This window comes from Paenibacillus terrae HPL-003 (assembly GCF_000235585.1).
GTDB lineage: Bacteria > Bacillota > Bacilli > Paenibacillales > Paenibacillaceae > Paenibacillus > Paenibacillus terrae_B.
This window is the reverse complement of the sequence record NC_016641.1, coordinates 1,261,333-1,283,746: the sequence shown is the minus strand read 5'-3', so window position 1 is coordinate 1,283,746 and position 22,414 is coordinate 1,261,333. Positions and strand designations below refer to the sequence as shown.

General features: G+C 41.2%; 3 protein-coding genes. All 3 read left to right on the top strand.

The annotated features are described in order from the left end of the window. Positions 1-54 precede the first annotated feature (54 nt). The 3 genes from HPL003_RS05880 to HPL003_RS05870 are packed head-to-tail and all read left to right on the top strand — an operon-like array spanning position 55 to position 22,309. Positions 55-7,053, top strand: coding sequence for a non-ribosomal peptide synthetase (locus HPL003_RS05880; RefSeq protein ID WP_014278710.1), 6,999 nt, complete (start codon positions 55-57; stop codon positions 7,051-7,053). A gap of 22 nt (positions 7,054-7,075) precedes the next feature. Beyond that, the gene (locus HPL003_RS05875; RefSeq protein ID WP_014278709.1) at positions 7,076-14,707 is read left to right on the top strand and encodes a non-ribosomal peptide synthetase; all 7,632 of its coding nucleotides are present in this window, start codon (positions 7,076-7,078) and stop codon (positions 14,705-14,707) included. Positions 14,708-14,734: 27 nt separating this feature from the next. Further along, positions 14,735-22,309, top strand: coding sequence for a non-ribosomal peptide synthetase (locus tag HPL003_RS05870; RefSeq protein WP_014278708.1), 7,575 nt, complete (start codon positions 14,735-14,737; stop codon positions 22,307-22,309). The last annotated feature ends 105 nt before the right edge of the window (positions 22,310-22,414 follow it).

The following is a 22,414-nucleotide window of genomic DNA, read 5'->3' as shown; positions in this document are numbered from 1 at the left end:
GACATTTTTCGACAAATTTTTCGATTCTCATTACTCGTAAAAGAGGGGGATTTTGTGGATAATTTGACTCAACGTTCGCTAAGAGCGAATGAGGCTACTGATGTTTATAAGCAATATATGGATGGATTTGATCATTATGTAGAAATTCTGAATCAGAAAATGGAAATTATGATTGAGAATAAAAATACAAAGGAATTCATGGTTGAGCTTCTTCCGGAGGAGACGAAGGAACTGGTTAAGCCGGGTGCAGATACGGCGAACACGTTGGCCACTCTTTTATATACGATTTGGGGGATTGTTCTACAAAAGTATACGAATTCAGAGGATATCGTTTTTGAAAGAAGCGTACATCAAGAAGGGGAGGTAGGAACCCGAAGTATATTTCCTTTTCGAATGCGTAGTAGAGAAAACGAAACGATCTCGCAGTTATTGGAACGTATGGATGCGAATGAACGGAAACTGACACATCTATTTTTCTCACCGAATACTGTGTTCCAACAGACAGGTGCACCCCATTTTTTTATCTTGGAGCAGAGTGAATCCATTCAAGAGTATAAAGATAATTTTCATGTGATGCATAAAAAGGATTTAGGTGCATACACCTCCTTAAGACAGAATCTAAAGATAAGGTTTGTGTTTAATCCAAACGTCTATACAGAAGAATTTGTACAAAGTATGGCTTTGCAGTATAAGCGAATTTTGCTCATTGCATTATCCAGTCCTGAGACGCTCGTGAGTGATGTGAGCATAATTAGTCCGGAAGAGGAAAATTATGTATTGGGGATCAACGGAAGTCATGTAGATTTTCCGCGAAATCAAAGCATCATTGATCTGTTCAGAGAACAGGCACAAAGAAATCCTTGCCACACAGCGCTTATCTTTGAAACAGGAACCCTGAGCTATCAGGAACTTGATTCCAAATCAGATGCAGTAGCGCACTATTTATGCAGTCAAGGTATTGGACCAGGGGATCGCATAGCACTGATGAACGACAGAACTCCTTACATGATTATAAGCATTTTAGGAGCGTTGAAATCAGGTGCTACTTATGTACCTATTGATCCAGCCTATCCTGAGGAGCGTATAGCTTATATGCTTTCAGACAGTCAGGCTGCGTTAATGTTGGTAGAGGAACCGTACGAAAGTATAGCAGTAAATTATAATGTAACCGTAAGCATTGTTAATAAGATCCTTCAAAACGACGACACCGTCTACTCGAGCGAACTCCCACCACAAGATCCGCATCATGAGGCATACATTATCTACACTTCTGGTTCAACAGGCAAGCCTAAAGGGATACTGACGACGCACACCAATATTATTAAAACAGTTGTAAATTGCGGCTACATAGAATTAACTGCGGAAGACAAGCTATTACAACTGTCCAATTATGTATTTGATGGTTCGACATTTGATATTTTTGGTGCGCTCTTGAATGGAGCACAGCTGGTACTCGTTCCCAAAGAAACTCTCTTAGACCCTACTCAACTCTCAGCTCTCATTCAAAGGGAGCAGATCACTGTAACCTTTATGACAACCGCATTATTCAATTTGTTAGTGGATATTGATATCCACTGCCTAAAGTCTCTGCGCAAAATTTTATTTGGTGGAGAACTGTCCTCGGTAAGACATGTACAACGAGCTTTTGAGGTACTTGGAGCAGATCGAATTATTCATGTTTACGGGCCTACGGAAACAACTGTGTTTGCAACGTATTATCCTGTAACCTCGGATATTATGAAGCTGGATTTTGTTCCGATTGGACGGCCTATTTACAATACAAGTGCATATGTCCTGAACAAAGATAATCAGTTTCAGCCGATCGGGGTTCCGGGAGAATTGTATATAGGCGGTGAGGGGCTAGTCAGGGGTTATTTGAATAGGCTAGAACTCACAGAGGCTGTATTTGTGAAACATCCTTTTCTCGCTGGAGAACGCGTGTACAAATCTGGTGATTTGGTCCGTTGGACTAGAGACGGACAACTCGAATTTTTGGGACGACTGGACAATCAGGTCAAAATTAGAGGGCACCGTATTGAACTGGAAGAGATTGAGAAGTCTATAGCTCAGCATCCTCAAATTAATCAGGTAATTGTATTGCCGCTAACAGATAATGAAGGCCACTATACAGATTTGTGTGCATATTATATATCTCAAAACAGAGAGGAAATCACGAGTCTCAAAGAGTATCTTTCATTTGAGCTTCCTGCTTATATGGTTCCATCCCAATATATTGCTATGAAAGAATTTCCGTTAACTCCCAATGGGAAAATTGATAAAAAGTCATTTCCTTTACCAATGGCCTCGGCTCGGACAAACTACGAGGCTCCATCAAGTGAAACGGAAGCAAAGCTGGTAAAAATGTGGAGTGGGGTTTTTCAAAATGTCAGCATCGGGATTCATGATAACTTTTTTGATCTGGGTGGACAGTCTCTTAATGCGATGATGCTTATCTCACAAGTAAAGAAAGAGTGGGGGATTTCAGTATCTATACGGGAATTTTTTGAACATCCTACGATTAAACATCTGGCTTCATATATCCAAGCTGCTCATCAAGATCATTCGCAGGTACAGATTATTTTGGAACCTTGTGAAGAAAGAGAATATTATCCGGTATCAGCGGCTCAAAGGGCAATTTATACCATTCAACAATTGGATGAACAGGGCTGCGGATATAACATCACTTCCGTTCACTATATTCAGGGAAAGGTAGATCATCAACGGTTGGAGCAAGTTATTAATTCCTTGATCCAAAGACATGAAAGTCTTCGTACCACTTTTCATTATGTGGATGGGCAGCTTGTTCAAAAAGTGAATTCTGAAGCTAGAATTCGACTGGAAAAATACGGTATTAATCATTCGGAGGAAATTTCTGAGTGTATTCAATCTTATATCCAACCCTTTAATTTGGAGAAGGCTCCATTATTTCGAGCATCTTTGCTAGAAAGCGGGCCCGAGCAATATATATTCATTATGGATACGCATCATATTGTTATGGATGGTATGTCAATAAATCTGTTCTATAAAGAACTATCTGAATTGTACCAGGGGGGGACACTACTACCTAATCTCTATCAATTCAAAGATTATTCTGTATGGGAAGATCTAATGCTTCAAACAACGGAGTATGATGCTAAATCTGAATTTTGGCAACAAAAATTCTCAGATGAACTCCCGGTATTAAATTTGCCGACCGATTATTCACGGCCTCCGAAGCAAGATTTTAAGGGAAGTCGAAGTTATTTTGAAATGGAACCTGACTTGATAACTGATCTTAAAAAAATAACAGACCAGAGCGGCACGACTACATTTATGGTTTTATTGGCAGCTTATCAAGTACTCTTGTCAAAATGGAGCGGACAGGATGACATTATTATTGGAACAGCTGTCGCAAACCGTAATCATGTTGAACTGAATAATGCTGTAGGCATGTTTGTAAACACGGTGGCCCTTCGAAATGTATCTAATGGGCACCAGACCCTTTTAGAGTTACTGCTAACTATAAAAGAGAGAACACTACAGGCATTTGAACATGCGGATTATCCATTCGAAAAAGTAGTTCAGAACTTAAAGCAGAAACGGGACGCCAGTCGGAATCCACTATTCGATACCATGCTCATTATGCAGAATATGGATCAACACGAATTAATTATAAATGGTGCAGTCGTTGAACCGCTAAATGTGACCGGTAGCCAATCGAGATTTGATCTGTCCTGGGAGTTCTATGGAAAAGAACATTTAAGCTTTTCCATTGAGTACAGCACGGCTTTGTTCCAAAGTGAAAGCATTGCCAGAATGGCGGAGCAGTTTATTTTTATATTGCAACAAATTACCCGCTCACCTGATATTCAACTGTTTGATGTGGAGATCATGCCGGCTAGCCAAAAGCAGCTTGTACTGGATGATTTTAATAATACCTTTCAGCCCTACCCTGAGCATAAGGTCGTTCATCAATTATTCGAGGAAATAGTAGCATCCAGGCATAATCATACTGCGATCGTTTGTGGTGAACAGCACGTCACTTATCTGGAGCTTAATCACTGGGCGAACTCACTGGCTCGGACATTGCGTTTTGAACTTGGAGTAAAACGCGAACAATTTGTAGGTATTATGATGGATAGGTCTATTGAGATGGTCGTTGCAGTATTGGCCGTACTTAAGGCAGGTGGGGCTTATATGCCGATTGATCCTACCTATCCTGCCGAGCGGATACAATATATGTTGAAAGATAGTAGAGCCCAATGGCTATTAACTCATTTGGACGTCCAGTTACCTACTGACTATTCGGGGGAAGTCCTGAAAGTGGAGCTATCAGATTACGAAACAGAAACGACCCGGGATAACCTGCTGAATATAAATACAGCTTATGACCTGGCTTATATGATCTATACATCCGGATCGACTGGAAATCCGAAAGGAGTCATGATCGAGCATCAGGGATTAAGTAACTTTTTATTGGCAGCCCCTACATTGGGCATTCATGAAGATTCAAGAGTTTTACAATTTGCCCCTTTTAGTTTTGATGGATCAGTCGCAGAAATATTCCAAACCCTCCTCTCCGGTGCCACATTATATGTGGAGAAAAAGGAGGACATTATTTCGGATCTTTTGCATATGCTTCGGGAAAAGAAAATTACAGCAGCTATTCTCCCGCCCAGCATGCTGAGAGCAGTAGAATACAAGAGCTTACCTCATTTGAAAACGATAACAACGGTAGGTGAAGCTTGTAGTAAGGAGCTTGTAGAGATATGGGGAGAAGGCAGAGATTTCATTAATGGATACGGGCCAACGGAAGCGACGATCGGATCCACTCTGGGGGTCATCACCAAACATACAGACAAAATTACAATAGGAAAGCCTATACCCAATAAAAAAATATATATTGTGAATTCTAATATGCAGTTACAACCGATCGGGGTGTCTGGAGAGATTTACATTGGAGGAGCAGGAATCGCAAGGGGATATTGGAATAAGCCGGACCTTACCAAGGAGAAATTTGTTAATAATCCGTTTGGAGAAGGTCGAATCTATAGATCGGGAGATTTAGGGCGGTGGTTGCCGGATGGTACTATTGAATTTATGGGTCGAATAGATCATCAGGTTAAAATTAATGGTCATCGTATCGAAATGGAAGAGATTACAGAGACGCTTTTGAAGCATCCAGGTGTCCTGGAAGCTATTGTTATGGATCGTCAGGAGGAGCAGCACACTAAATTAGCTGCTTATGTTGTACTGAAAGATGACAATATCCGTGAAGAGTTAAGGACATATTTAAATGCCCGGCTGCCTCAATATATGATCCCTAACTATATTGTTACACTATCTTCACTGCCTTTGACTCCTAATCTGAAGATAGACAGAAAGGCTTTGCCGGATCCTTACCTTGACGTTTCCGAGACTTCAGCTTACGCTGCGCCCTCTAATGAAATAGAAGCTCTTTTGGTATCCATTTGGCAAGAGATTCTTAAAGTTGATCGTATAGGTGTGCTGGATCATTTTATTAAATTGGGCGGAGATTCAATCAAGGGTATTCAAATTGCGGCTCAGTTAAGCAAACACCGCTATAAATTGGATTTAAAAAGGCTCTATGAGTATCCGAGCATTTTAGAATTAGCCCCATACGTGGTTCCTATCCGTAAGGAGTCGGAACAACAAGCTATTATAGGACAGGTGCCACTAACACCGATACAAAGTTGGTTTTATGAACAGGAATTTCCTGAAGAGCAGCACTGGAATCAGTCTATCCTTCTTCCGGCGGACACGATATGGGATGAAGAACGAGTCGAAAAGTCCTTGATGAAGCTGATTGAGCACCATGATGCGCTGCGTATGAAATTTATTAAGGAACGAGATCAAGTTATTCAAATGAATCAGGGATTGGATCATATGAGTTTTGAATTTCATGTCTTCCATTGGCAAACTGAGATGGACTGGGAAGATAGCCTTAAGAAGGAAACGATTAGATTGCAAAAAAGTATGAATCTTTCTGAGGGAATCTTAATGCAAGCGGGACTTTTTAAAACACCTGCAAACGAATACCTGTTTATAGCCGTTCATCATATGGTGATTGATGGGGTTTCCTGGCGTATTTTCCTGGAGGATTTTAATCAGGTATATACACAGCTCGAAAATAATTCTGACGCCACCCTTCCTTCAAAAACGGATTCGTTTAAGGAGTGGAGCCATGCATTACAGGAGTATGCGAGCACACAACAATTCCAGAATGAGCTCGGTTTCTGGGAAAATCAAGATGAGCTTATGCGGCAAAAACTCCCTCAGAACCGGGAAAGTGCCAGTAGATGCACAATGCAGGATAGCAAGGTAATTTCAATCATGTTTCCGAACCAAACAACACAGCATCTATTGACACAGGTTCACCGTACATTCAACACAGAAGTTAACGATATTTTGCTGAGTGCTCTTGTGTTAGCCGTGACTCAATGCACAGGAAATTCAACAATACCTGTAGCATTGGAAGGCCATGGAAGAGAATATATTCACAGGGAAATTAACATTAATAGAACAGTAGGATGGTTTACATCTATCTATCCAGTCATCTTCACACTAGACAATTTGGAAATAGGCGAAGTCATTAAAACGGTCAAAAATACACTGAGGAGCATCCCTAATAAAGGCATGGGCTATGGAATTATGAAGTATATATGTGCTGGCCAACGTACTCCTTCGGCAAGTCCATCTCCGGAAATCAGCTTTAATTATTTAGGTGTATTTGATACGGGAGTTTTATTACAGGGATTGGGTCAGTCCTCTATTTCTATAGGAGAGTCCATAAGTCCACTTACACCGATGACAGCGGATTTGGAAATTAATGGGGCAGTTAATCAAGAGAATTTACTATTGGAATTTCGATATGATCCGAAGCAGTATACTAATCAGGCGATGAGTAGCCTCGTCGAGACATTTCAAGCATGTTTATACGGCATTATTCAGTATTGTATGGAGAAAAAAGAGCAGGTACTAACAGCAAGCGACTTTAGTGCCAACGGAATCAATCAAGAGGATCTGGATTTATTCCTGGACTCCTTAAACTAAAACAGGTATCGAGGTGCTGGCAATGATAGATAAGAAGAATATTAAAGATATGTACGAGCTATCTCCTCTACAGAAGGGTATTCTGTATCACTATCTACAAGATTCCAAATCAAATGCCTATTTTGAGCAAATGGTTCTATCTATTACTGGCTCAGTTGATATTCCTGTCTTGGAGAAGAGTATAAATGCATTGATCCAGAAGTATGATATTTTAAGAACAGCCTTTATACACAGTTCCTTTAATACGCCCATTCAACTTGTTTTGAAGGAACGCTCTACCACATTAACCTTCATGAATTTATCACACATGGAGGAATCAGAACAACTACTTTATCTGGAGAAATTTAAACTTGAGGATCAAGAGGCCGGTTTTGATCTTCAGTCGGATGTTCTGATCCGGTTTGCCCTATTCCAATTCAATGAACAGGAATTTCGGCTTATCTGGAGTCATCATCATATTTTAATGGATGGATGGTGTATTGAGCTTGTACTAAAAGATTTACTGCGTTTTTATCATGATTCCTTGAGTGGCAGTCCAATTTATGTCGATCATGCATTTCCATACAGTAGCTATATTAAGTGGCTGCAACAACAGAATTACGAACAGCCTCTGGCATACTGGAAAAACTACTTGCGTGATTACGATGAATATGTTTCTCTGCCAGGTGATAAACCAGCAATTTCGACAAAGTATCAAGCAGGAACGAGTGTGCTTGAGATTAGTGAGCAAGCAACAGCTCTATTGTCGGAGACCGCAAAACAGAATCAGGTCACACTCAGTACAGCATTTCAAACCCTGTGGGGAATTCTGCTGCAAAAGTACAATAATACTGACGATGTAGTATTCGGAGCGGTTGTTTCGGGCAGATCTGCGGACGTCGAACATATCGAAAGCATTGTAGGTTTGTTTATTAATACAGTTCCAGTACGGATAAGTAGTCAACAGGGGCAAAGTATTGCAGATATGATGCGGAATGTACAGCAGCATGCTGTACATTCCGAGAAGTACAGCTATGTATCGTTGTCAGAGCTTGCGGAGCATTCGGGACACCGAAGCAATATGATTGATCATGTGGTTGTTTTTGAGAACTACCCGTTGGATATGAAACTATTAAATATGCAAGCAGTCCTACCCTTCGAAATTACAAATATGGAAGCTTTCGAACAGACTAATTATAATTTGGATGTTACGGTCTATCCGGGAGAACGCATGAAGGTTGTTATTACGTATAACACCTATTTGTATAGTGAGTCCTTTATAAGCAGAATCGGTACCCATTTTCATAATATGATTTTTCAACTTGCTCAAGATCCATTTTTGAATGCGAGTCAATTGGATATCGTTTCAGATGCTGAGCGAAAGAGAATTTTAGAGCAATTTAATAACACACATCGGGATTTTGTGAAACATAAAACCATTCAGGAGCTGTTTGAGGAGCAGGTAGAGCGCTATCCGCACACGGAAGCAGTCGTATATGAAAATACCTCAGTATCGTATTACGAATTAAATATCAAGGTAAACCAGGTCGCTGAACGTTTACGGGAGTTAGGGGTCCGACGTAATGAATTTGTCGCCGTTATGACAGACCGTTCTATAGAGATGATCATAGCAATTTTGGCCGTTATCAAGGCAGGTGCTGCCTATCTACCGATCGACCATTCCTATCCCGAAGAACGAATAGAACATATGTTAAGAGATAGCGGGGCAGCATATTTAATTCGTGACAGAAATACATCTGTCTACTCCCATTTTGGAGGGCACACCCTATGGATCGACGACCCTTTGATGTTCAAGGGGAATGGAGAGAACATTGAGAACGTGAACCGAGCGGAAGATCTGGTGTATATGATTTACACATCGGGATCTACAGGTAAGCCTAAGGGGGTAATGATAGACCATCAGGCCCTGCATAATTATAGTCTTGTCGCTGATATTTACCATATCAAGCACGGGGAGCGTGTTCTACAAACCGCTTCTCTTAGTTTTGATGCGTCAGTCGGAGAGATCTTTTTAACGTTGCTGCATGGAGCAACCTTAATCGCAGTAAATAAAGATTTGTTGCTATCAGGCGAACCCTTTATGCATTACTTACGAGATCAAAAAGTTTCTTCCATACAGTTTGTACCATCTATGTTAAAGATACTTCCTTATATGGAATTGCCAGATTTAAAACTAATCTCCACAGGAGGAGAACAGGTGGAGGCAAGTGTTGTCGAGAAGTGGGGAAAAGGCAGAGTCTTTTTGAACGCTTACGGCCCCACGGAGACTACTGTTGATGCGACACATGCTGTATTCGAGGGTCCTCCCGAAACGATCCATATTGGTAAGCCTATATACAATAAGCTGGCTTATATCGTGAATAAAGATGGAAAGCTACAGCCCGTTGGAATAGCAGGGGAGCTGTGCATTGGCGGAGAGGGACTCGCTAGAGGTTATTGGAAACAAGAGGAGCTCACCGCGGAGAAATTCACGCCCAATCCGTTCAGACCCGGGGAAAAAATGTATCGAACCGGAGACTTGGCTCGATTTTTAGAAGATGGGAGTATTCAATATTTAGGTCGAATGGACAAGCAGGCTAAAATAAGAGGCTACCGAATTGAATTAGGTGAAATTGAAGCTGTATTACGCGAGCAGCCCAGTATAAAAGATGCTGTGGTTATTATTCACGGTGCGGAAATGGAACAAGAGGAGTTATGTGCGTATATCGTAACGAATCAGCGAAATATTCAGCAAGATGAGCTTAGAGCAGCTTTGAAAATGAAATTGCCGGAGTATATGATACCTGCCCATTTTACGGTTATTCAGTCGATTCCGTTGACACCAAGCGGAAAAATAGATAAGAAGCAGTTACCTGATCCTGCAATAATTGATGCATACTCGGAGGAAATTACGATCAACCCTACGGAGGAGAAGCTGCTTCAGATATGGAAGGAAGTTTTGGGTAGAACAAGTGTTGGTGTAACTGACAATTTTTTTGCGATAGGAGGACATTCTTTAAAAGCCCTGATGCTGCTATCGCGAATCCAGAAGTCACTTAAAGCCAAAGTATCTCTACAAATGATTATGACCTATCCGACGATTCGAGAGCTAGCTAAGCATTTGATGAAGGCTAAAATAACTGCAGCTTATCCTTCGATAACTCCAGTGACGGAAGAGGAGTATTATGCAGTATCTTCAGCCCAAAAAAGACTGTACTCAGTACAGCAATTAGATGGCATAGGGACCAGTTACCATATTCCCTTTATTTTTGAGCTGAAAGGAAAAGTGGATGCAGCCCGATTAAGAGAGGTTATTGGGTGCCTGGTAAACAGGCATGAGGCCTTGCGCACATCTTTTCATCTAATCGGAAGTGAGCTCAAACAAAAGGTTCATGAAAAGGTGGATTTTCAAGTTGAATATATGGAATCGGCCACCGAAGCAGCGCCATTATGGATGCAGCAATTTATGAAGCCATTCAAGCTGGAGGAAGCCCCTCTTATTCGCGTCAAACTTATTAAGTTGAATACTCAACGTTATTTTTTACTTATGGATATTAATCATATTGTTTTCGATGGGTTATCTGCTGATATTCTGCTTGATGAGATGATGAGGTTGTATCGGGGAGAAAGTCTTCCTGACCTGCGTATTCAATATAAAGATTATGCGGTATGGCAACAGCAACTGGCAGAGCATGATGAAATAAAAAAACAAGAGAAGTATTGGTTAGAACAGATGCAAGGGGATTTACCTACCCTTGATCTTCCTACAGATTATCCGCGTCCCTCTGTGCAACAATTTGAAGGGAATATTTTTGATATTCAAGTAGAACCGAATGTAACTGCAAAATTAAAAGAATTTGCGAAACGGCATAATGTCTCCTTATATACGGTTCTTCTTACTGTATACAACGTATTTTTGGCTAAATACACGGGAGCAGAGGATATTGTTGTAGGAACCAATACAGCAGGCCGTTCCCATGTTGATGTAGAACCTGTGGTCGGTATGTTTGCAAGCACGTTGGCAATTCGGAGTTTCCCTGCACCGTCTATCACGTTCAAGCAATTCTTAATGAATATGAAGCAAACTATTTTTGCAGCTATGGAAAACCAGGATTATCCGTTGGAAAAGCTGCTGGAGCGGCTTAACATCCGCCGGGATATAAGTAGAAATCCATTGTTCGATACGATGTTCGTATTTGAGAACCCGGACACTCAGATCAGCCAAGATGCAGAGTTCCACTTTTCAGCACTTCCTATGAATTGGAACCATTCTAAGGTGGATTTGACCTGGTACATCCGGGAGTTGAACTCGACAGATATACAAATTTTTGTTGAATATAGTACGCAATTGTTTGAACGATATACCATTGAACGCATGTCGACTCACTTTATGCATCTTTTAGATCAGCTTTTAGACCACCCCGATGATGTGTTGGGCGATATCGAACTGATTACCAAAGCAGAGAAGCATAAGATATTAACAGAGTTCAATGACACGGCGGTCGTATATCCTTCGTTTAGGCCGGTACACCGTATATTCGAAGAACAGGCCGAAAAAAATCCGAATAGTACGGCTTTAATTTATGATGGTCAGTACATGAATTACACGGAGCTAAACGAACGCGCTAATCAACTGGCACGACATTTACAAGAAAACGGAATAACCCGAAATAGTATAGTCGGCATTATGACGGAGCGCTCCTTTGAAATGATGATTGGCATCTTGGCCATACTCAAATCAGGTGCTGCTTATATGCCTGTTTCACAGGATTTTCCTGCTCATCGCATCAAGTATATGGTGGATAACAGCGGGGCGGACCTGCTACTGACAACGCAGTCTCTAAAGGGCCATTTGGAAGATATGGATGTTCAGAGTGTATGTCTCGATAAGCCCGAGATATTCTGCGGTGATAAAAGCAATTTGCTTTCTGCAAATGAAGAGCATGACCTTGCTTACATTATTTATACCTCAGGCTCAACAGGCCAACCTAAGGGAGTTATGATTGAACACGGAACATTATTGAACCGGATTACTTGGATGGTCAAGGAATATAATATTCAGGAACATGATGTGTTTTTGCAAAAGACTCCGTATGTATTTGATGTATCTGTGTGGGAGCTGTTGATGTGGTTCTTTACCGGGGCTCATTTATGTATTCTGAAACCGGAAGAAGAGAAATCACCGCAAAGAATGATAGATGTTATCCAGCAATATGGAATTACAAGCATTCATTTTGTTCCTTCCATGTTCAATAGCTTTTTAGATTTTGTAGAGATTCCATCCTATGCTCAACAGGTTTTAACTCTTAAAAGAATATTTACAAGCGGTGAAGCTTTATTGCCCAATCATGTATCCAGATTTCAGAGGTTAGGTCTTTCCGCTGGCTTATACAATTTATACGGTCCTACGGAAGCTACGGTCGATGTTTCCTTTTATAATTGCGCTCCGCAGGATGAGATTAGAATTGTTCCCATTGGCAAACCAATTGACAACGTTATGCTATATATCATCAACGGAGAGAATCAGCTCCAACCCATTGGTGTTCCAGGGGAGCTATGCATTTCGGGTACGTGTCTGGCCAGAGGATATATTAATCGTGATGATTTAACTTCTCAAAAATTTATAAATAACCCATTTTTATCGGATCAAAAGATGTACAAAACAGGAGATCTCGCCCGTTGGTTACCTGATGGAAATATTGAGTATCTTGGCAGAATAGATAATCAGGTTAAGATCAGGGGCTATCGTATCGAACTAGATGAGATTACAGGTAGATTGTTGGATTACAGGCTGGTTAAAGAGGGAGTCGTTGTTACTAAATATGATCATATGAATATGCCTTATTTGTGTGCTTATTACGTATCAGAAACTCAGCTAGATAAAGTGGAAATCAAAAAGTTTTTGGCAGAACGGCTTCCAGATTATATGATTCCGTCTCATTTTGTACAATTAGAAAAACTCCCTTTAAATCATAACGGGAAATTAAATTCGAAAGCTTTGCCTGAGCCTGATATATCTTCAGCGAACATTTACCTTGCTCCAAAAAGTGAACAGGAAATACTGCTGGCCAATATATGGTCTGATGTTCTACAGATTGAAGAGATTGGAGTCACAGATAACTTTTTTGAACTGGGCGGGGATTCTATCAAGGCCATTACATTTGTGGCTAATCTTAGTAAGCATAACTTGAAGGTCGAGGTTTCCACGTTTTTAAAGCATCCCTCTATACGGGAAATCATGCCTTATCTCCAGGAGAAAACGATCAAAATCAACCAGCAGCCTGTAGTGGGAGAAGCGCACCTAACACCCGTACAGCATTGGTTCTTTGAACAAAAGCTGTATGATATAAATCACTGGAATCAATCTGCACTTCTGTATCGTCCACAAGGTTGGAATGATCATGAAATTTGCATGGCAATGGACCATATAGTTCAACATCATGATGCGCTGCGAATCGTTTTTGCTGCAAATACCGGAGAATATCATCAGATGAACCGGCCCATGTCTACGGGAATTTACGAGCTTAATACTTTTGAAATATATGATGAAGCTGAGGTAGAACCTTTTATCCAACAACAGGGGGAGGCTCTTCACCGAGAGCTTCATATTGAAAAGGGACCGCTAGTTCGACTGGGACTATTTAAGACGGGGCACGGGGATTATCTCTTGTTTATTGTGCATCATCTGCTAGTAGATGGAGTATCCTGGCGGATCTTATTCGAGGATTTCGCGACAGCCTACGAGCAAGCAATAAATGGAAGGGAAATAGAGCTTCCAGAAAAAACGACTTCCTATTTGGAGTGGAGCCGACAGCTAGTTCATTACGCACAAAGCCCTACACTTCTTCAGGAAATTCCGCATTGGACAAGAATACATCAGGCGCAGGTCGTTTTAATGGTTGATAAGTACCCGTCCTCACAGGATGGTGGAACGATTGGCGAAATTACAATCAATTTGGATGAAGAAGTATCGGAGCAATTAGTTACTACGGTTCATAGGGCCTATCGCACCGAAATGAACGATATTTTATTGGCTGCACTGGCTCTCACTATTAGAAGATGGTCAGATCACTCTGATGTGATTGTCAGTCTGGAAGGTCATGGGCGTGAAGAAATCATGGACCACTTGGATATATCCAGAACGATAGGCTGGTTTACGAGTATTTATCCAGTGCTGTTTCAGCTTCCGAAAAATGATATAGCTGATGCGATTAAGAACGTCAAAGAGACGTTGAGGAAGGTTCCTCAAAAAGGCATAGGCTACGGTATATTGAAGTATCTTACCCCAGATTCATTAAAGAATGATTTTGTCCCTGTACCTCAGCCTCAAATTTTGTTTAATTATCTTGGCCAAATAGATACCCATGGAACCCAAGAGTTTACGATGTCTACTTATGCAACAGGTCGGGCATATAGTGAATCGTTGGATGGGGCTCGGGAAATTGAAATAAACGGGATGTTTTTTGAAGGACAGATGAAGTTTATTTTAAGTTATCAAGCGAACGTATTCTCACATTCCACAATGGAGGCATTCAGCCGAGACTTCCTTTACAATCTTAAGGATATTGTACGACATTGCTCAGAACAGGAGAGCGTTGAACATACGCCTAGTGATTTTACAGTTGAGGATCTAAGCATGGAGGAGCTTGATGATATTTTCGATGCTCTAAAATAAAGCTTGCATAACTGAGGAGGCATACAGATGGATAAAAGTAATATTCAAGATATGTATGAATTGACACCTATGCAGAAAGGTATTTTATACCATTCCATGAAGGATAGCCAGCAGAATTCTTATTATGTGCAGGGTTATGCCCAAGTGGAGGGAAATATAAATCCTCTTATTTTAGAGAAAGGCTTTAATTTTGTCATTCAAAAGCATGATGTATTGCGGACCGCTTTTGTGCAAGAAAAGCTTAAACAACCTATACAGATTGTATTAAAGCATCGGGAAGCTAAGCTGGAAGTGCAGGATATTACCCATCTGAATGAAGCCGATCAAGAGTTGTTTATAGAGAATTATAAAGAGGAAGATCGAGTAAAGCCGTATCAACTGGCAAAGGATGTTCTGATTCGTTTACATCTAATAAAGACATCCTATAACAAGTATATTCTACTATGGAACTTTCATCATATTGTTATGGACGGATGGTGCTGGAGCCTGGTCTTTGAAGAGATTCTTACGGTATATGGAAATCTCATTCATAATCAACCTGTACCCCATCCATCGGCTACAAAATATAGCGAGTATATTCAGTGGCTTAAAAATCAGGATGCCGATGCGGCGGAACGTTACTGGCAAACTTATCTGCATGGTTATGAGGAAACAGTCACCATTCCGCGGCAGCAAGGAAACGGGGTGGCATATCATACCGAGGAATTCTCTTACTCATTAAGTGAGGCCACTACGGAGCGATTGACGGTACTGTCACAAAAACAGCATACAACTCTGAATCATGTGATACAAACAGCCTGGGGGATATTACTGCAAAAATATAACCGCACGGATGATGTCGTATTTGGTGCGGTTGTGTCCGGTCGTCCTCCTGAGGTTCCGAATATCGAGCGCATTGTAGGTTTATTTATTAATACTATTCCGGTTCGTATGACCCGAAAATCAGGAGATACTTTCCGTAACCTACTAGCTAAGATGCATGACGGAATGGTTCAATCCAAGCCCTTTGAGTATAGTTCGCTTGCGGATATACAAGCTAATTCAGACTGTGGAGGACAACTGTTTGATCATATCTGTGTGTTTGAAAACTATGCTTCTTCACTGGATTCTCTGCGTGAATTACGAGATCATTTGGGCTTCTCCATTCATGGCGGCGGCGGAGTTGAGCAGAATAGCTATAATTTAAGTATTGTATTTTTACCTGGAAAGCAGATGGAAGTGTGTTTTGTCTTTAATCGAGAGGTATACACACGATCTTTTATAGAAAGCTTGGCTAATCATTTTCAAAATATTATAGATTGTGTACTACGCAATCCTGATATCGAAGTAGACCAAATCAAATTAATTGCCCCGGTAGAAGAGCAAAGATTGTTAGCACTGAGTCACCGGAATCAGGCTGATTATCCTGGAGATGAGACCCTCACTAGTCTATTTAAGCAACAGGTGCTGAAGTCGCCTGGTGCTGTTGCTCTATCCTATAATCAACAGACCCTTACTTACAGGGAATTAGATGAGATGTCCAACCGGTTGGCAAGATATCTCATACGAAAAGATATCGTCTCCGAGACCATTGTGGCCATTTCCGTTGAACGCTCATTCGAAATGGTGGTTGGAATACTAGCCATTATCAAAGCCGGCGCTACTTATATGCCTATAGATCCACATTACCCCGTAGAGCGTATTGAGTACACATTGGAAGATAGTGGGGCTTCCTTCTTGTTGGTCGATAATCCTAGCTGTGTACCGACCAATTATACAGGCCAAGTGATTACTCTTCGCGATAATCACTGGACTCAGGAGTCGGGACAAGCGTTGACAGAGCTGAATACTCCGAGCTCCAGAGCATATATTATCTATACTTCAGGCTCAACTGGAAAGCCGAAGGGGGTCATGGTTGAACATAGGAATGTAGTTCAACTCTTATTTAACAGTACCCATTTATTTGATTTTGATCACCGGGATGTATGGACGATGTTCCACTCCATGTGCTTTGATTTTTCTGTATGGGAAATGTATGGAGCACTCCTCCGAGGTGGAAGGCTCGTTATTGTATCCAAAGAGACAGCTCAGGACACTACTCAGTTTAGACAATTGCTGCTGGAAGAAAAAGTTACCGTTCTGAATCAGACCCCTTCAGCTTTTAATATGCTGTCAGCTCAGGAGGAACCCCATTCGAGCCCTCTCCATATCCGTAAGATTATTTTTGGTGGAGAGGAACTTTCTCCTGTCCAACTTAAGAAATGGAACGATAAGTACCCTTATACTGAACTGATTAATATGTACGGAATTACGGAAACTACGGTCCATGTAACCTACAAAAGGATTACACAACAAGAAATAGATAGCAATAGAAGTAATATTGGAACTACGATGGCGACCTTAAACGCTTATATTTTAGACGATCAGTATCATCTTATGCCTATTGGGATTCCTGGAGAATTGTATGTTACGGGAGGCGGGGTTACGAGGGGGTACTTGAACCGAGTAGAGTTGACTGAGGAACGGTTCATAGATAATCCTTTTAAACCGGGAGAAAAAATGTATAAATCCGGAGATCTGGCGAGATGGCTACCTAATGAAGATATGGAGTATTTGGGCCGAATAGATCACCAGGTGAAAATTAGAGGTCACCGGATTGAATTAAATGAGGTGTCTACTCAGCTACTGATCTATTCGGGGGTTAAAGAGGGAACTGTGCTAGCCAAGCAGGATAAAGATGGCTACAGCTATTTATGCGCATATCTGGTTCCGGAAGAAGATTACAGTCTGGAAGACTTGCGTCAACACATGGCTAATAGTCTCCCGGAATATATGGTACCTTCATTTTATGTGGAAATGGAACAGCTGCCGATAAATTCAAACGGTAAAATCCAACGTAGCGGACTTCCTGAACCGGCAGACATGAAGAAACGAGATCTTCATGTGGTAGAGCCTGTTAATGAGCTGGAATTCAAACTTGTGAATATTTATCAGGATGTGCTAGGTTTTCAACATATAAGTACAACGGATCACTTTCTAAAACTCGGCGGACATTCACTTAAAGCGGCGATGCTGGTATCCAGAATACATAAATCTCTGGAGATTCAGGTTTCGATCCGCGATATATTGTTGAATCCTACGGTTCGCGAAATGGCGAAGTTGATTAATTCCAGAGATCAATCAGAGCAGGCGTTTTGGATTCAAGCTTATGATCAGCGTGAGGTATACCCGGTCACTTCTCAGCAAAAGAGACTGTATTCTATTCAGCAGCTTGATCCAGCGGGGACAAGTTACAATGTACCCTTCGCTGTTGAAGTAAGCGGAAATATTGATAAAGAAAAATGGCAGGTAGCAGTACAAAAGCTGGTTGAAAGACATGAGCCGTTAAGAACGTCCTTTCACTTGGAAAACGGTCAACTTATTCAACGAGTTCATGATCAGGTTTCTTGTCCCATATTATATATAGAAACCAATGAGGAAGAGTTGGAATCCCATGCGTCAGCCTTTATTCAGTCGTTTGAACTAAATCGGGCTCCTTTGGTTCGGACTGCTCTGTTAGAATTAAGTAGTACCAAGCATATTTTTATCATGGATATTCATCACATTATATGTGACGGATTGTCTCTGAATATACTAATACAGGATTTATTAGAAGTCTATCAAGAGAATGCTCTCCCGCTTATTCAGGTTCACTATAAGGATTATGCAATATGGCAGGAAGAATGGCTGCATTCTTTGGCATTTAAGCAGCAGGAACATTTTTGGATGGAACGTTTCTCCGGGGAGTTGCCTACTCTCAATATGCCAACTGATTATCGTCGGCCTCCTCAGCAAACATTTGATGGAGAGCAACTGGATTTTGAGCTGGATGCCACAACGACAGCTAAACTCAAGGAATTGGCTGTGTCTGAGCAGGTCACGTCATATATGGCACTGTTTTCTGCGTATACTATACTTCTGGCTAAATATAGCGGGCAGAAAGATATTATTGTGGGTTCTCCGCTTTCGGGAAGAAGAACGGGACAGTTGGATCATACCGTGGGTATGTTTGCCAATGTTGTACCCTTGCGTAATAAACTGGAATACGAACAAACTTATGCGGACTTTCTACAGCAGGTGAAGTCAGAAATGCTGCTGATTTATGAGAATGGAGATTATCCATTAGAGCAGTTATTAGAGCAGATACCTTTACAACGTGATCTGAGTCGCAATCCTTTGTTTGATACCGTGTTTACGTTGGAAGATGTTGAAGAATTAGACATTCAAATGAAGGATATCGAGCTTAAAGAGTACAAAATAGGTACCCAAAGTGCTAAATTTGATTTGACGTGGGAAATTCGTTTAGGAGAAACCATTGAAATCCATTTGGGTTACAATAAAAGTTTGTTTTCCAAGGCAACTATGGAGCGTCTTATCGGTCATTTTCAGCAAATCATCCTTCAGATTGTTGATAATCCGGGCATCTTTATAAAGGATATTCTGCTTTTAACAGATTGGGAGCATCATGAGGTTCTCCATCAATTTAATCTTTCTGAAAATCTACCTGATCATAGCGAATCGACAGTTATCCAGTTGTGGGAAGAACGTGTTACCCAAACTCCGGATGCAATCGCATTGGAATGGCGAGAAGAAAAGTTAACCTATCGACAAGTAAATGAGCAAGCTAATCAAATAGCAAGAGTATTGCGGAGCCGAAATATTAGTAGGGATCAAGTTGTTGGTATTATGCTACTTCCATCTTGCCTGAGAGTAGTGAGCGTCATGGGTGTATTAAAGGCAGGAGCTTCCTATTTACCAATTGATCCTTCATATCCTGCTGAACGTATAGCCTATTTCATAGAAGACAGCCAGGCTCAATTATTGATTACAGAGCGCGCTCTGATGGATAACATAACTGCTGATTTAGGAGGCCCCGGCCGAATTCTATTCATTGACGATCGGCAGGCTATAGATCAGTATGATACTTCCAATATTGAAAGCATCACTCGGCCGGAAGATATGGCCTATGTCATTTATACCTCCGGTTCAACAGGAAAGCCTAAGGGGGTTGTGATTGAGCATCATAGCCTATGTAATTTCTCTAATTTAGCTACTACATTTAATATAAAAGAAGGAAGCAGGGTATTGCAGTTTTTTTCCTTTAGCTTTGATGCATCAGTGCTTGAAACTTTTCTGGCGCTTTTAGCCGGAGCGACGCTGGTCATTGAGGATCGCAACGATCTGTTAGAATACGGGGTTGGGCGGTGGTTAAGAGAGCATATGATCCATGTAACTATATTACCGCCTTCTCTTTTAAGAACCCTGCCTTATGAGCCGATCCCTAGTTTGCATACCCTTATAGCTGGTGGAGAAGCGTGTACCATGGATATTATTGAGAAATGGAGCGAAGGGCGTACCTTTGTAAATGCATATGGACCGACAGAAGGCACTGTATGTGCTACAGCGGCTATATTAGATCAAGACTCTTCACGTATTACCATCGGCCGACCGGTTGTAAACACCGAGGTTTATATCGTTGACGAACATCATCATATGCAGCCTGTAGGAGTTCCAGGAGAGCTGTGCATTAGCGGCCCGGGATTAGCCAGAGGTTATCTGCACCGACCTGAATTAAGCAGGGAAAAGTTTATACCTAACCCGTTCGGAGAACACCAGCGTATGTATAAGACAGGCGACTTGGCTCGTTGGCTGCCTAACGGGGAGATTGAGTATTTGGGCAGAATTGATGATCAGATAAAGGTAAGGGGATATAGGGTTGAGCTTGGAGAAATTACACAAAGGCTATTAGAACATGAATCAATCCTGGAGACCTGTATTCTTTCGGCTACGAGCGTAAACGGCATCGTATCTCTAGTCGCGTACTATGTATCGGAAGAAAGCATTGCAGCTGCTGTGCTTCGTAAATTTTTGAGCAAGGAACTGCCTGACTATATGATCCCGGCTCATTTTGTGCATCTATCAGCTATGCCGTTAACTGCAAACGGAAAAATCGATACTAAGGCGTTGCCACAGCCAAACGATTCCTTTGAATCTAAAGTGGCACCTAGAAATGAGCTGGAACAATTATTGGTGGACTTATGGAGCGAGGTTTTATCTGTACCCAATACAGGCATTGATGATCATTTTTTTGAGTTGGGCGGAGACTCTATTAAAGCCATACAGTTAGCTGCTCGGCTGGGACAAGTGGGATATGCCGTGAAAATAAAAGATATTATGCAATTCCAGACGATTAGAGAGTTAGCCTCTAATTTGAGCCGGGAGAAGCTGATAAGTATTAACGAAGAACAAATAGTGGTGGGAGAGGTACCTTTAACACCTATTCAACAATGGGTATTCAACCTGAGCGATAATCCTTTTCATTGGAATCAGGCAGTTATGATGTATAACCCGAAGGGTTGGGATACACAAGTTATTGTTGAGGCTTTTGAGCAAATTACGAAGCAGCATGATGCATTAAGAATGCGTTTTAAGCATACAAATAAAGGCTTAGTACAGGAGAACTTGGCCGAAGCAGGTCGTCACTTTGATATTGAATTATTCAATTGGACCATGTCTGAAAAAATTGAATTCCAGATCGAGCAAGAAGCTAACCGATTACAGACAAGCATTGATTTATTACAAGGTCCACTAATTAAACTGGGAGTATTCCGAGCAAATAATGGAGATCACTTACTAATTATTATTCATCATCTAGTTGTTGATGCAGTTTCCTGGCGCATTATTATGGAAGATTTCGAGTATTTGTATGGGGGTCTTAAGGAACATCAAAATGTGCAACTTCCTGCCAAGACGACCTCATTCAAGACGTGGAGTCAGGAATTATCTGCATATGCGAACAGTGTGGACTTTTTGCAGGCAAAGGACTACTGGAAAAATGTATTAAGAGAGAGCGTGCCTAAACTTCCGGTTGAATTGGCGGAGGGGGTAGGACCTCATGTATTTAAGGATATGGATTTCATAGATATTTCACTCACCCAGGAAGAGACGGAAGCATTATTAACGAAAGCACCTCCTGCTTATAATACTGAAATTAATGATTTGTTGCTCACAGCGTTGGTCAAGGCGATTAAGGATTGGACGGGTAATCCTGATGTAGCTGTTGATGTGGAAAGTCACGGAAGGGATGAATTCAGAGAACATCTCAATTTGACACGGACGGTAGGTTGGTTTACTTCTTTTTATCCTGTAGTCTATGACGGTAGTGGGGATTCTCTGGACGAGCTTATTCAGAGGGTTCAACGTACGCATGCTAAGGTGCCCAACAATGGAATTGGCTACGGTATTCTGAAATATCTGACGGAACCACAGTATACCGAGGATCTTGAGTTCACCTTATCTCCGGAGATATTATTTAATTACTTGGGCCGGTTCGAGGATGGACTACAGCATGAAGAGATTGTTTCTTCTTCTATGCCTATGGGTGAACTTATTCATCAAGATATGCAGTGGCCCTATAACCTAGAAATGAATGCCTTTATCGTAAATGGAATATTTCATTACTCTTTGCGATTTAATCAACGATTGTTTACCCGTCGTACTATGGAAGCACTAACCCTGAAATATCAACAAAGCCTAACAGATATCATTAATCATTGTGTTCATAAAGGATTACAAAAAGTCTAACGATGATTCCATATTCAGCCAACTTTCAGCCAGAACTCACGATGCCCTCAGCTATGACAGATACAATATGAGGAAAATAGATACAGAGAGAGGTGCATCGGATTT